This window comes from Brevundimonas olei (genome assembly GCF_037055245.1).
Taxonomy (GTDB): domain Bacteria; phylum Pseudomonadota; class Alphaproteobacteria; order Caulobacterales; family Caulobacteraceae; genus Brevundimonas; species Brevundimonas olei.
The window spans coordinates 3188321-3201688 of the sequence record NZ_CP146369.1; the positions used below are offsets into that span (position 1 = coordinate 3188321).

12 protein-coding genes are annotated in these 13368 nt (G+C 66.9%); 7 read left to right on the forward strand and 5 right to left on the reverse strand.

Translation table 11 applies throughout. The features are described from left to right. Positions 1-33: 33 nt before the first annotated feature. The 3 genes from phnE to phnC form a co-directional block, all read right to left on the reverse strand. The gene (phnE, locus tag V8J38_RS15415; RefSeq protein WP_291783384.1) at positions 34-777 is read right to left on the reverse strand and encodes a phosphonate ABC transporter, permease protein PhnE; all 744 of its coding nucleotides are present in this window, start codon (positions 775-777) and stop codon (positions 34-36) included. Between the two features lie 71 nt (positions 778-848). Continuing rightward, complete coding sequence (phnD, locus tag V8J38_RS15420) at positions 849-1853, reverse strand: phosphate/phosphite/phosphonate ABC transporter substrate-binding protein (protein WP_338576953.1); 1005 nt, start codon at positions 1851-1853, stop codon at positions 849-851. Beyond that, complete coding sequence (gene phnC, locus V8J38_RS15425) at positions 1850-2644, reverse strand: phosphonate ABC transporter ATP-binding protein (protein WP_291783344.1); 795 nt, start codon at positions 2642-2644, stop codon at positions 1850-1852. The genes phnD and phnC overlap by 4 nt, the downstream gene beginning before the upstream one ends. 274 nt (positions 2645-2918) lie before the next feature. On the opposite strand from phnC, the gene V8J38_RS15430 reads away from it, so the two are divergent. The 7 genes from V8J38_RS15430 (at position 2919) to V8J38_RS15460 (ending at position 11377) form a co-directional block, all read left to right on the forward strand. Next, entirely contained in the window at positions 2919-4181 is a 1263-nt protein-coding gene (locus V8J38_RS15430; RefSeq protein WP_338576956.1) for a type III PLP-dependent enzyme, read from the forward strand. A 126-nt stretch (positions 4182-4307) separates the two neighbouring features. After that, positions 4308-5360 carry a 1,9-bis(guanidino)-5-aza-nonane synthase gene (locus V8J38_RS15435; protein ID WP_291783350.1) on the forward strand — a complete coding sequence of 351 codons (1053 nt, stop codon included), beginning with the start codon at positions 4308-4310 and terminating at the stop codon, positions 5358-5360. Between the two features lie 132 nt (positions 5361-5492). Continuing rightward, a complete protein-coding gene (locus tag V8J38_RS15440; RefSeq protein WP_291783352.1) occupies positions 5493-5813 on the forward strand; it encodes a ribonuclease in 321 nt (106 codons plus the stop codon). A gap of 70 nt (positions 5814-5883) precedes the next feature. Beyond that, positions 5884-6381: a hypothetical protein gene (locus V8J38_RS15445; protein ID WP_338576960.1), complete on the forward strand. Its 498-nt coding sequence runs from the start codon at positions 5884-5886 to the stop codon at positions 6379-6381. Beyond that, the gene (locus V8J38_RS15450; RefSeq protein ID WP_338576962.1) at positions 6378-7196 is read left to right on the forward strand and encodes a phosphatase PAP2 family protein; all 819 of its coding nucleotides are present in this window, start codon (positions 6378-6380) and stop codon (positions 7194-7196) included. Before V8J38_RS15445 ends, V8J38_RS15450 begins: the two co-directional genes overlap by 4 nt. After that, a complete protein-coding gene (locus V8J38_RS15455) occupies positions 7196-8167 on the forward strand; it encodes a right-handed parallel beta-helix repeat-containing protein (protein ID WP_338576965.1) in 972 nt (323 codons plus the stop codon). Before V8J38_RS15450 ends, V8J38_RS15455 begins: the two co-directional genes overlap by 1 nt. Before the next feature lie 216 nt (positions 8168-8383). After that, on the forward strand, positions 8384-11377 hold the full coding sequence (locus V8J38_RS15460) for a TonB-dependent receptor domain-containing protein (RefSeq protein ID WP_338576968.1): 2994 nt from the start codon (positions 8384-8386) through the stop codon (positions 11375-11377). An 88-nt stretch (positions 11378-11465) separates the two neighbouring features. On the opposite strand, the gene aguB is transcribed toward V8J38_RS15460, so the two are convergent. Further along, positions 11466-12332: an N-carbamoylputrescine amidase gene (gene aguB, locus V8J38_RS15465; RefSeq protein ID WP_291783370.1), complete on the reverse strand. Its 867-nt coding sequence runs from the start codon at positions 12330-12332 to the stop codon at positions 11466-11468. After that, positions 12332-13333, reverse strand: coding sequence for an agmatine deiminase family protein (locus V8J38_RS15470; protein ID WP_338576972.1), 1002 nt, complete (start codon positions 13331-13333; stop codon positions 12332-12334). The genes aguB and V8J38_RS15470 overlap by 1 nt, the downstream gene beginning before the upstream one ends. Positions 13334-13368: the final 35 nt, after the last annotated feature.

A 13368-nucleotide genomic window follows, 5' to 3' on the forward strand; every position in this document is an offset into this window, starting at 1 on the left:
TGACAGTCAGGGCAAACCTGACTCGATGCGTCGTCAGAGCAGGCGTTTGCGCATGATCTGCGACAGGGTGTCGATCAGGGTCACGGCGATGACCACGATGATGACGATGGCGGACACGGCCTTGAAGTTGAAGGCGTTCATGCTGTCGAACAGCACCTGGCCGATGCCGCCCGCCCCGATCAGGCCCAGCACGGTGGCCGAGCGGCTGTTCGATTCGAAACGGTAGAGGGCGAAGGAGGTCCACAGCGGGGCCACCTGGGGAATCACGCCCCAGACGATCTCGTGCAGCTTGGAGGCGCCGGTGGCGCGAACGCCCTCGACCGGCCCCTTGTCGATCGACTCGACCGCTTCGGAGAACAGCTTGGCCAGAACGCCGGCCGTATTCAGGGTGATGGCCAGGACGCCGGCCAGCGGGCCCAGGCCCACGGCGGTGACGAACAGCAGACCGATCACCAGGTCCGGCACCGAGCGCAGCAGGTTCATGATCCAGCGCACCGGGGTCACGACCCATTGGGGCGCCATGTTGCGGGCCGCCGCCAGGCCCAGCGGAATGCCGAACAGCACGGCCAGGAAGGTGCCCCACAGGGCGATCTGGATCGTCTCCCACATCTTGGCGACGAACATCCTCCAGTCGGAGAAGTCCGGCCGCAGCAGGTCGTGGACGAACATCTTCATGCTGTCGTTGCCCGAGAACAGGCGCGAGATGTTGCCCAGATCGACGGCGTTGACGCTGTACAGCAGGACGGCGATCACGCCGCCCCAGACTAGGACGTCCATCGCCCAGGAGACGGCGGACTTCTGCGGCGCGGCCGGAACCGGCGACGCCGAGGCCGGAAGGGGGGCCTTGGTCAAGGTTGGACCTCGCGCAGGCTGCGCAGGCGCTGAATTTCCGCCTCGGCGGCGGCGACGCCGGCCTTGTCGCCCTTGGCTTCGGCTTCGCCGCGCTTCTGGTCGGCGATCATCTCGCGGATCGGGTTGAGATAGGAATCGTCAGCCGGGGCGAACCGGGAATACTCCAGCCCCGCCAGCACCTTGCGCTGACGCTCGGCTTCAGGACCCTCGCCCTGGCCATAGGTCAGGAAGAAGCTGCGAATCTTCTCCTTCAGGGCCGGGTCCAGATCCTGACGCACGACGATGCCGCTCTCGGGCACCGGCGGCGAGGTCCAGATCTCCTCGATCTGGTCGGCCAGCTGGGCGTTCTCACGGCGCATGAAGATCAGGTTGACGCTGTTGGAGGTGGCCACGTCGATCACGCCGGTGGCCACGCCGAAGGCGTTGGCCTGGTGGTTGGCCGAGCGCACCGTCTTGAAGCACTGGGCCGGGACGACGCCGCGCTCGTTGAACAGGAAGGTCATGGGCGCCAGGGTGCCCGAGGTCGACTGGGCGTCGCCGATGCCGAAGTTGTAGACCTTGCCGCAGGCCAGCACCTTGTCCAGCGTGATGCCCGAGCCCTTCTTGACGATCAGGGTCGACTGATAGGAGTCCAGCCCCTCACGGTTGACGGTGCGGGCGATGACCTCGGCGTTGGCGCGGTCGATGGCCTCGACTTCGGGCTTGGCCGAGAACCAGCCGACCTGGGTGTGGTTGCCGCGCATGGCCTCGACCAGCACGGTGTAGTTCGAGCCGAAATAGGGCTTCACCGGCACGCCGATCGCCTTGGACATGTCGTCCAGCAGCGGCTGCCACAGCGGGCCGGCCGAGGCCTGGCCTTCCGCCGACAGGATGGAGAAGGTGATTTCGCTGGGGGCGGCGCCGGGCTTGGCCTGTTCGCCCTGGCCGCAGCCGACGAGGCCCAGGGTGACGGCGATGGCGGCGACGCCCAGCAGGCGGCGGGTGATGGCGGTGCGGGTCATGCCTTGGCTTCCCAGAACGCGTCCTCGTATTCAGGACCGTAGATTTCGATCAGGCGCTTGGTGTCCAGGCCCGTCGACGGACCATCATAGACCACCTTGCCCTTCTGCAGGGCGATGACGCGGTTGCAGTAGCGGATGGCGTAGTCGACCTGGTGCAGGGTGACGATCACGCCCATGCCGTCGCGCTTGTTCAGCTCGACCAGCAGCTCCATCACCTTGCGGGCCGACACGGGGTCGAGGGAGGCGACCGGCTCATCGGCCAGAATAGCCTTGGCGCCCTGGACGATGGCGCGGGCGATGGCGCCGCGCTGCTGCTGGCCGCCCGACAGGGTGTTGGCGCGTTGGGCGGCGTAGTCGGACACGCCGACGCGGTGCAGGGCCGCCATGGCCTTGGCCTTGTCCGCGCCCGGCCAGACGCCGAACAGGCCGCGCCACGACGGCAGGCGCCCCAGGGCGCCCAGCATGACGTTGGAGAACAGGCTCAGCCGCCCCACCAGGTTGAACTGCTGGAAGATCATGCCCAGGCGGCTGCGTGCGCGGCGCACGGCGCCCGTGACGCGGCCGTTCTGCTGAACGACATCGCCGAAGACGGTGATGGTTCCGCCGGGATCGATGGGGTGAAGACCCGTGATCGAGCGCAGCAGGGTGGACTTGCCCGAACCGGACGGACCGATCAGGGCGACCATTTCACCGGCGCCGACCTCGACGGACACGCCGTCGAGCGCCTTTCTGGCCCCGTAGGTCTTCGAGACGTCGCGAACGGACGCGACGGCGGCTGTTGAAGAACTCATGAACCTATGGATGAGGTTGCGACAAAGGGGGCGCCGCATGACGCGAGATGGGCGCAAGGGCAAGTCTTAATGGCATGTCTGCGTCGATTTCGTCCAGTGCGGCGCCGATTCTGCGGAACGGCCCAGCGCCGTCCCCATGCAACCCCGCCATGAAATTTCCGCTTTACATGACAGCCCAATATCCCCATATCGCGCGTTCCGGCGGACCCCGTAGGTCCTAACTTGCGCCGCTAACGCCGGGTCTGGGTTAACAATCATCAGGGGGTTACGTGAGTTGCACACGTACCAGCTTCCCCTGGACCTGGTCCGTCAGCGGTCCCCGGAGCGTCCGGTCGCACTCGTGCGTCCCCGCTCCGTTGCCGTAGCGGCGCAGTGGTTCCAGGATAATCTGAAAGCCGACGTCTTCTATGCGGTGAAGGCGAACCCTTCGCGCTGGGTCATCGAGACCCTGGTCGAGAACGGCGTCAACGCCTTCGACGTCGCGTCTCTGGCCGAGATCGAACTGGTTCGGTCGGTCAGCCCGAACGCGCGTCTGGCCTTCATGCACCCGGTCAAGAGCCGCGGCGCGATCCGTGCGGCCTACGCCGACCACGGCGTGCGCACCTTCGTGCTCGACAGCCATGACGAACTGAACAAGATCCTCGAGGCCACCGGCCACGCCGAGGACCTGAACCTGATCGTGCGCATGGGCGTGTCGGCCGACGGCGCCGCCTATTCCCTGTCGGGCAAGTTCGGCGTCACCCCGGATCAGGCCCCCGCCCTGCTGCTGGCCGCGCGCCATGCGGTCAAGGACGGCCTGATGGGCGTGTCGTTCCACGTCGGTTCGCAGTGCATGCGCCCCTCGGCCTATGAGGCGGCGATGACCCAGGTCGGCCGCGCCATCAAGAAGGCGGGCGTCTTCGTCGACATCGTCGATGTCGGCGGCGGCTTCCCGTCGGTCTATCCGGGCATGGTCCCGCCGGACCTGAGCGAATACGCCGACGCCATCCATCGCGGCTTCAACGAGATGCCGGTGTCGGAAACGACCGAGCTGTGGTGCGAGCCCGGCCGGGCGCTGGTGGCCGAGTCGTCGTCGGTGCTGTGCCGCGTGGACCTGCGCAAGGGCGACGCCCTGTATCTGAACGACGGGTCGTACGGCTCGCTGTTCGATGCGACGCACTCGCGCTGGCCCTTCCCGACCAAGCTGGTCCGGGACGGTGAATCCTCGTCGGAGCTGAAGCCCTTCCGCTTCTATGGCCCGACCTGCGACAGCATCGACCACATGCCCGGCCCGTTCTGGCTGCCGGCCGATGTCCAGGAAGGCGACTTCATCGAGATCGGCATGCTGGGCGCCTATGGCGTGGCCATGACCACCGGCTTCAACGGCTATGGCGAGCATGAGATCGCCGTGGTCGAGGACGCCCCCATGGGTTCGATGTACGGCCTGGCGCCGCGCTCCATCCCGACCGTGCGCACCACGGCCGAGGAGAACGCCCGCAAGGTCGTCCGCCTGTCGCGCCCCAAGGGCAAGGCCGGCCAGCGCAAGCGCAAGCGCTGATCCACCGCATCACGCCTTGAACTGAAAAATGTCTCAAGGCTTTGATACAAGCAGCGGCCCGTCGCTCCGTCCGGGCCGCTGTTCCTTATTGACGACGGGCGCTCAAACCAAAGGGAAACCCGAGAGATGAACGCACCGGTTCGTTCCAACGCCAAGGCGGAGCTGTTGGCCACCACTGTCGAGCACATCGACATCACCAGCTTCGACGCGCGCCCGATCATCGATTCCATGCGCAAGATGTCCTTCAGCTCGCGCGACACCGCCCGCGCGGCCGACATCTTCAACATGGCCCTGGAAGACGAGGCCTGCTCGCCGTGGCTGATCCTGGCCGGTTCGACCTCGGCCGGCGGCTGCATGGACGTCTACCGCGACATGGTGAAGTTCGGCATGGTCGACGCCGTGGTCGCCACCGGCGCCTCCATCGTCGACATGGATTTCTTCGAGGCCCTTGGCTACAAGCACTATCAGGCCGCCGGCGAGGTGGACGACAACATCCTGCGCTCGCACTACATCGACCGCATCTACGACACCTACATCGACGAAGAAGAACTGCAGGCCTGCGACCACGCGATCTATGAGATCGCCAGCCGCCTGGAGCCGCGCGGCTATTCCTCGCGCGAGTTCATCTGGGAGATGGGCAAGTGGCTGTCGGAAGGCAACGCCAAGAAGCCCGGCTCGCTGATCCAGACCGCCTATGAAGAAGGCGCGCCGATCTTCTGCCCGGCCTTCGTCGACTCCTCGGCCGGTTTCGGCCTGGTCAAGCACCAGAAGGAGCGCATGGCCGAGGGCAAGCCCTATATGATGATCGACGCGGTCGCGGACTTCCGTGAACTGACCGACATCAAGATCGCGGCGGGCGTCACCGGCCTGTTCATGGTCGGCGGCGGCGTGCCGAAGAACTTCGCTCAGGACACCGTCGTCTGCGCCGAGATTCTCGGCGTCGACGCCGACATGCACCGCTACGCCGTGCAGATCACGGTCGCCGACGTGCGCGACGGCGCCTGCTCGTCCTCGACGCTGCAGGAAGCCGCCTCGTGGGGCAAGGTCCAGACCACCTACGAACAGATGGTCTACGCCGAAGCCACGACCGTCGTGCCGCTGATCGGGTCGGACGCCTATCACCGCGGCGCCTGGAAGAAGCGCCAGCCGCGCCGCTGGAACAAGCTGTTCGTCAAGTAAGACGATCGGCACGTAAGACGAAGGGGGCCGGCGGAGAGATCCGCCGGCCCTTTTCCTTTGGCGCGCGGCCTGCGCGATCGGGAACCTCCGGACGGCCGGTCCGCTTGTCTTGCACGAGCAAGGAGACCATCCATGACCGATCCCGCCGCCGAGAACGAAGACGCCCGTGAGGCCGCCGCCATGGGCGAGAAACCCGACCTGGGCCATGTCGAAGACGCCTTGAAGAAGGCCCTGCAAGGCACCGATTCCGGCTCGGACACCCGCGCCGGCTCGCTGCGGGGCGGATCGGCGTCCGGCTCGGAGATCGACCCGGATCAGGACGCCATCAACGCCGACATCGCGCGTCAGGGGCGTGAGATGTCCGACCCGCCCGCCCGCCCGGCCGGCGGACCGGAGCAGGCGCGCAAGTCCACGGGCCAGCCCGGCGATGATGTGGACGCCCCTACCGGTTGAACCGCCTTGCTGCCGCCGCACGGATAGGCCACGGTGCAGATAGTCGCATAGGATTAAGGACGTAGGCTGAATGAAGCGTAGCGTGGCAACCGTCGTCTTGGCGCTCAGCGTCGGCCTGGCGGCGTGCGATGACCGCAGTCAGGCCGCGCCCGAAGGCGAATCGCCGTCGATCGCCGCCGCCGAGCCGGCCGAAACCGCCGCGCCTGCGGCAGCTCCGACGCCGTCGACGCCTGAGGCGCCGGGCGCCGCCATCGACGGCGCGCCGACCTTCGCCGCCCTCTATCCCGGCGCCCAGACCGACGGGGCGCCCCTCATGGCGTCGGGCCCCGAAGGTCCGGGCGGCATCATCACCTTCACCACCGACGCCACGCCCGATGCGGTGATCGACTTCTATCGTCAGCGCGCCGAGAAGGCGGGCCTGTCTCCGATCATGGCCATGAACCAGGGCGAGGCCCGCGCCTACGGCGCCTCCGCCCGCGCCGAGAAGGGCGCCAGCCTTCAGGTCGTGGCCGCGCCGGGCGAAGGCGGCCTGACCTCGGTGCAACTGAGCTGGAACAGCGGCGCGTGATCCGCCGCCCGGCGTTGGCGACGACTGCGGCGGCGGCGCTTCTGCTGTGCGCCTGCGCCGGCACCCCGGCGGCTCTGCGTCCCGAAGCGGCGCGGGTCGCCGCCGCGCCGCCGGGCTACCTCGACGCCGCAGAGGTGGAGGCCCTGGCCGCCGCCGCGCCCCCGCCGCCCGCGCCCGGATCCACCGTCGATCAGTCCGACAAGGATCGTTCGACGCGCATGGCGACGCTGGAGAACACCGACCGCTGGCTGCTGGCCACGGCCCATGCCGAACTGCGCCCGCCCCTAGCGCTGCAGCATTTCAACTGCGTCCTGGGCGTGCGGCTGGAGCCGCAGCAGACGCCTGAGTTGACCCGTCTCATGCAGCGGCTGTTTCACGACGCCGATGCGGCGGCGGAAACGGTCAAGGCGCGCGCCTTCCGCGCCCGACCGGTGGGCGACGATCCGTCCCGTCAGGCCTGCCAGCGCCTGACCGAGGCCGGTCGACGCAGCGCCTCCTATCCGTCCGGCAGCTCGACAGTGGCCGTCGTCTATGGCGAGGCCTTCGCCGCCCTGGCCCCCGACCGCGCGGCCGAGATTCGCCGCATGGCCCATGAGATCGGCCAGAGCCGGCTGGTGTGCGGCATGCACTATCCCAGCGACGTCGCCGCCGGCGAGGATCTGGGGCGCCTCGTCTACGCCGGCGCCGCTGACCAGCCGGAATTCGCAACCGACCTGATCGCCGCCCGCGCCGAACTGGCGGCTCTGCGAGCGCAAGGCGCTAGAGCGCCCGGCTGCGCATCCGAGGCCCTGGCGCTGGCCATGCCCCTGCCCTGATGGCGATGCTGCTGGCGGGAATGATCCTGGCCGGCGGCCTTCAGACCTGGTCCCTGCCTGCCGCCCGTCCCTGCTCCGCCTCGGAACTGGGCGAGCTGACGGCCGAGACCAGGGCGCCCTATCGCCTGACCTGTCGCGCGGTTCTGACGCCAGGACAGACGGTCGTGCGCCCCGTGTTGATCGAAGGCGCCGAAGCCTCGGGCGCGGGGCTGGACTGCGCGGGGGGCGCCGTCGGCCGCCCCGGCGCCGCCGTCACCACCCGCTCACCGACCATCGCCGTCTGGTCGCGCCGCCTCGCCGCCGACCGTTGGAGCCGCCCGACCGACGTGCGTCTGTCGCGCTGCCTGATCCACGGTTCGGTGCGAATCTGGGGCATGGGGGCGGACGGGAGCTATGACGACCTGCGCGCCTCGTCCCGCACGGCCGAACATACGACCGCCGCCCAAGCCGCCGCGCCCAGCCACATCATCCTCGAACAGGTGACCGTTCGCGGCACGGGCTCCATCCCCCTCTATGTCGGTCCCGGCGTCACGCGGGTGAGCCTGACCCGCTCGACCCTGGAGGGGCGCAGCGTCGCCACCGCCCTCTATCTGGACGCTGAAAGCGCCGACAATCGGATTGAGGACAACCTTTTTCGCACGCGCACCGGGCGGGAGATGATCGCCGTCGACGGCTCGGCGCGGAACCGGATCACGGGCAACCGCTTCGAACTGGGCGGGCGCCCCGGCGTCCTTCTCTATCGCAACTGCGGCGAGCGCGGCGTCATCCGCCACCAGACGCCTTCCCACAATGTCATCACCGACAACGTCTTCACGGGCGCCGCTCGCCTGCGCCCGCGCCTGGTGGTCGAGAACGCCCGACAGGGCCGCCGTCCCTACTGCAGCGCCGACAGGGGCTACCCCTGGGGCAGCAGCGCCGATGATCGGGACGGCGCATCAGAGAACGTCGTTAGTCTTAATTTCGGAAAATGAGCGTAATTTTTGCCTACTTTTCCGAATATACTTCAAATAATGGTAATTTTTTCCGATCTGTGCCATTATTGACGCAATTCTGACTTGTCTGTGGCAACCCTCGCCGTAATGTCTCCGCCGCAGGCCACACGGTCCTGCATGTGCCGCGAGCCGTCGGTTCAGCCCTCGTCGTAAGGGGGCGGGCGACGGCTTGTTTTGTTCAGGAGAGGGTCTCTTTTGAAAAAGAGAATTATTCGCGAGTCCTTGCTCGCCTCGACCATCATCGGGGGCGCCGCCCTCAGCTTCATGGCCGCCACGCCGGCTTTCGCCCAATCGGTCGAAGAAGAAGTTTCCGAAGTCAGCTCTATCGTCGTCACCGGCTCGCGCATCCGCCAGCCGGGCTATGAGGCCGCCAGCCCCATCGCCTCGGTAAGCTCGGAAGACATCGCCCTGTCGCAGCCGGTCGCCATCGAAGAATTGGTCAAGGACCTGCCCGCCGCTGTGCCGGCCGTCGGTTCGGCCACCAACAACGGCTCGGGGGGCGGCGCGACGATCAACCTGCGCGGCCTGGGCACCAACCGCACTCTGGTGCTGATCAACGGCCGCCGCGTGGTGCCGTTCAACCTGTCCGGCGTGGTCGACACCAACACCATCCCGGTCGCTCTGGTCGAACGTATCGACACCGTCACCGGCGGCGCCTCGGCGGTTTACGGCGCTGACGCCGTGGCCGGCGTGGTCAACTTCATCCTGAAGAACAATTTCGAAGGCGTGGAGTTCTCCTCCTCCTACGGCTTCTCGGGCGAAGACGACGCGGTCCGCCGCAAGTTCGACCTGACTGTCGGCGGCAACTTCGCCGAGGATCGCGGCAACGCCGTCGTCAGTTTCGGCTACACCAAGACCGATCCGCTCTATCAGGACCGTCGCCCATGGGGCACCGTCGCGCGCTCCTCGACGACCGGCGCGCCGCTGGGTTCGGGCACCTCGGTCCCCGGTCGTTTCGGTGTGACGCCATTCCAGGTGAAGGATGCTGACGGCAACGTCATTCCCGAACTGAGCGGCACGCCGCTGCCGTCTGGAGCTGAACTGGACCCGACGACGGGCGCTCTGATCGGTTCGAACCACCCGAACTACAATTCGGCCGGCTACAACTACAACCCGTACAACCTGTATCAGACGCCGCTGAGCCGCTATCAGATCAACGCTCTGGGCAGCTTCAAGATCAACCCAGCGGCTGAAGTCTATAGCCACCTGAGCTATGTCCAGAGCGACGTCTCGCTGGACAACGCCTCCAGCGGCACCTTCGGCAACGTCTACAGCGTGCCGATCGGCAACCCTTTCATTCCCGACGCCATGCGCCAGCAGCTGTGCGACGCCTTGATGATCGGCGCCAACAAGTGCGTGTCGGGTCCGGGCGGCGACACCATGATGGACCTGACCATCAATCGTCGCTTCACCGAAATGGGCACCCGTCCGGTGGACATCGAGAACAAGACGGTCCAACTGCTGGCCGGTGTTCGGGGCGACTTCAACCCGGACTGGAACTACGATGCCTATATCTCGCACGGCGAAACCCAGCAGCTGACGACGCGCCGCAACTGGGGCTCCCTGTCCAAGCTGAAGAACGCCCTGAACACGGTTTCGGCTGATCAGTGCCTGGTCCCCGGCGCCGATCAGGCGACGGGCGGCATCGCGGGCTGCGTGCCGATCAACGTCTTCGGCCCCGAAGGCTCGATCACCCAGGAGATGATCGACTACATCAACCTGTCGTCGATGAGCAAAGTCACGATCAAGCAGGACGTGGCCTCGGGCTCGATCTCCGGCGTTCTGCCCGAACGCCTGAGCAGCCCCTGGAGCGAACGTCCGATCGCCATCGCCTTCGGCGCGGAATGGCGCCGGTCCAGCGCCGCCACGCGCGGTGACGAGGCCGCCCAGACCAACGGCGAAGTTCTGGGCACCGGCGCGCCGGTTCCGGATCGCGAAGGTCAGTTCGAAATGCGCGAAGCCTTCGCCGAACTGGCGATCCCGCTGATCGAGAACCTGCCGTTCATCCACAGCCTGAACCTGGAAGCCGGCTACCGCCAGACTGAGTTCAAGGCCGCCGGCGTCACCTCACACTACGGCAGCTACAAGCTGGGCGGCGACTGGTCGCCGATCGAGGATGTCCGCATCCGCGCCATGTATCAGCGCGCCACCCGCGCTCCGAACATCGGCGAACTGTTCAATCCCCAGGTTACTGGCCTGAACAACCGCGCCGAGGACCCCTGTCAGCAAGGCCTCATCAACCCGGCCGACGCCAATAAGGCCGGCACCCTGAGCAATCTGTGCCGCCTGACCGGCGTGCCGGACGGCAACATCGGGAATGTGGCTCCGCCGAACTCCGGCCAGGTCAACGTCCTGACCGGCGGCAACCCCAACCTGGGACCGGAAGAGGCCGACACCTGGACCATCGGCGCCGTCTGGCAACCAGCCTTCGTGCCGAGCCTGCGCCTGAGCGTGGACTACTATGACATCAAGGTCGACAAGACCGTCGGCAGCCCCAGCGTCGACGATATCCTGAACGGCTGCTACAGCACCACGCTGAACCCGAACCTCGAGTTCAACGACTTCTGTAAGCTGATCGGCCGGAACACCAAGAACGGTTCGCTGAACGGGGTGGAATCGAAGGGCGTGACCCTTCTGTCGTCCAACCTGGGCAACGATCGCGTCTCGGGCTTCGACCTGGCCGGCAACTATCGTGTCGAACTGGCCGACTTCGGCTGGGGCGACATCGGTCGCGTCGATCTGAGCGTCAACGGCAACATCGTCACCCGCTTTGAAAGCCAGGCGGATCCGAACTCGGTCCTGCGCGACTGCGTGGGCTACTATTCGGTGTCGTGCGGCGAGCCCAAGGTCAAGCAACGCTGGAGCTCTCGCGCCACCTGGTCGATGGGCGATTACAGCGCCTCGCTGCAATGGCGTCACCTGTCGGGCGTCGAAGTCGAGCCGAGCAACACCAAGTGGTTCCCGGACTACGCCCAGATCGATAGCTACGACTACTTCGACCTGAGCGGCCGCTGGGACATCACCCAGACGGTTCGTCTGACGGCGACGATCAACAACCTGTTCGACAAGGCTCCGCCGATGGTCGGTTCGCAGATCGGCAGCACGTCAGCGAACAACGGGAACACCTTCCCGCAGACCTACGACGCGATCGGCCGCTACTTCACCTTCGGCGCCACGCTGAAGTTCTGATAGCGTTCAACGCGTGAAATGAGAGAGGCGGAAGACCCCGGTCTTCCGCCTCTTTTCTTTTTGGATCCAGTTTTCCGTTAGAGCCGGGTCAGGCCGGGCGGCCTGTCGCCAGGGCGCCGTACAGATCCGTCCGACGATCGCGGAAGAAGCCCCAGGCCGCGCGGTGACGGTCCAGGAAGTCCAGGTCGAAGGTGTGGACCAGCACCCCTTCCTCCCGGTCCAGACTCTCGACCAGGTCGCCGCGATGATCGGCGATGAAGGAGTGGCCGTAGTAGGTCTGGCCCGCCTCGGTCACCTGCTCGTGGCCGATGCGGTTGGCGCCGACGACCGGCACGACGTTCGATACGGCATGGCCCTGCATGGCGCGCCGCCACGGGGCGGCGGTGTCCAGGGTATCGTCATGCGGCTCGGTACCGATGGCGGTCGGGTACAGCAGCACCTCGGCCCCCTGCAGCATCATCGCCCGCGCCGTTTCGGGGTACCACTGGTCCCAGCAGATGCCGACGCCGATACGGCCGAAGCGCGTGTCCCAGACCTTGAAGCCGGTGTCGCCGGGGCGGAAGTAGTACTTCTCCTGATAGCCGGGGCCATCGGGGATGTGGCTCTTGCGATAGACGCCCATCAGCTCGCCGTCGGCGTCGATCATCACCAGGCTGTTGAAGTAGTGCGGCCCCTCGCGCTCGAAAATCGAGACGGGCAGGACCACGCCCAGTTCCCTGGCCACCGGCTGGAGCTGGGTGACGGCCGGATGCTCGCGCCAGGGATAGGCGGCGCCGAACCATTTCTCTTCCTGCGAGACGCAGAAATACGGCCCCTGGAACAGCTCCGGCGCCAGGATGACCTGGGCGCCCTTGGCAGCCGCCTCCCGGATGAAGCCGATGGTCTTGTCGATGTTCGCCTGCATGTCCTCGCCGTAGGCGGTCTGGATGGCGGCGACGGTGATCTGACGGGTCATCAGGCGGGCTCCTGCTGGCTGATGCAGTGGAACGAGCCGCCACCCGACAGGATGGCGGTCGACGGCAGGGGGATGATCTCGCGATCGGTGAAGACGGTCGCCAGGGCCTCGCAGGCCAGGCGGGCGGCCATGTCGTTGCCATAGGTCGGCACGACGACGGCGCCGTCTGCAATCAGGAAGTTCATATGGCTGGCCGGAACCGGCCGCTCGTCCTCGTCCAGCACCAGACCCGGCGAAGGGATGCGCAGCACCTGGATCGGGCGGCCGGCGGCGTCGGTCATGACGGACAGGACCTGGGCCGTCTCATCATAGACGTCGGCGTTGGGGTCCTTGGGGCCGAAGCCGATCGGACAGGCGACCACGCCCGGCGCGACGAAGCGGGCCAGGTTGTCGACGTGGCCGTCGGTGTGGTCGTTCAGCAGGCCGTCGCCCAGCCACAGCACCTTCGTGGCGCCCAGAGCCTGCGCAAAGGCGGCTTCGGCCGCCTCTTGCGTCCAGCCGGTGTTGCGGTTGCGGTTCAGCACGCACTGGCGGGTGGTCAGCACCGTACCCTCGCCGTCATGATCGACGGCGCCGCCTTCCAGGATGAAGTCGTGACGGGTCAGGGCGACGCCCGTCTGTTCGCCGATCTGGTCGGCGACCTCGTCGTCATGCGGCAGGTCGTACTTGCCGCCCCAGCCGTTGAAGACAAAGGCCTGGGCCGAGGCCGAGCCAGCGCCGAAGATCGGCCCGGTGTCGCGCAGCCAGATGTCGCCGAAACGCCCGGCCACAACCGTCACCCCCGCCACGTCGGCGAAGCGCGCCTGGGCGTCGGCCAGGGCCTCGTCATTGCCGACCATCAGCTTGACCTGCTCCCGGCCGGGGCCAGCGAGGGCGCGGACCAGGGCCTCGACCTCGGCCTGCGCCGGTTCGAGGTTGTCCTCCCACAAATCGGCGTGACTGGGCCAACCGACCCACATCGCGCGATGCGGCGTCCATTCGGCAGGAATCGGCAAGGTCATGGGCGAAGTCATGGGGCGAAAACGTCCACATAAAG

What these genes read in the sequence shown, in the direction of transcription:
- phnE (WP_291783384.1), bottom strand. Translation starts at nt 777, where the DNA reads ATGGACGTCCTAGTCTGGGGCGGCGTGATCGCCGTCCTGCTGTACAGC.
- phnD (WP_338576953.1), bottom strand. Translation starts at nt 1,853, where the DNA reads ATGACCCGCACCGCCATCACCCGCCGCCTGCTGGGCGTCGCCGCCATC.
- phnC (WP_291783344.1), bottom strand. Translation starts at nt 2,644, where the DNA reads ATGAGTTCTTCAACAGCCGCCGTCGCGTCCGTTCGCGACGTCTCGAAG.
- V8J38_RS15435 (WP_291783350.1), top strand. Translation starts at nt 4,308, where the DNA reads ATGAACGCACCGGTTCGTTCCAACGCCAAGGCGGAGCTGTTGGCCACC.
- V8J38_RS15440 (WP_291783352.1), top strand. Translation starts at nt 5,493, where the DNA reads ATGACCGATCCCGCCGCCGAGAACGAAGACGCCCGTGAGGCCGCCGCC.
- V8J38_RS15445 (WP_338576960.1), top strand. Translation starts at nt 5,884, where the DNA reads ATGAAGCGTAGCGTGGCAACCGTCGTCTTGGCGCTCAGCGTCGGCCTG.
- V8J38_RS15455 (WP_338576965.1), top strand. Translation starts at nt 7,196, where the DNA reads ATGGCGATGCTGCTGGCGGGAATGATCCTGGCCGGCGGCCTTCAGACC.
- aguB (WP_291783370.1), bottom strand. Translation starts at nt 12,332, where the DNA reads ATGACCCGTCAGATCACCGTCGCCGCCATCCAGACCGCCTACGGCGAG.
- V8J38_RS15470 (WP_338576972.1), bottom strand. Translation starts at nt 13,333, where the DNA reads ATGACCTTGCCGATTCCTGCCGAATGGACGCCGCATCGCGCGATGTGG.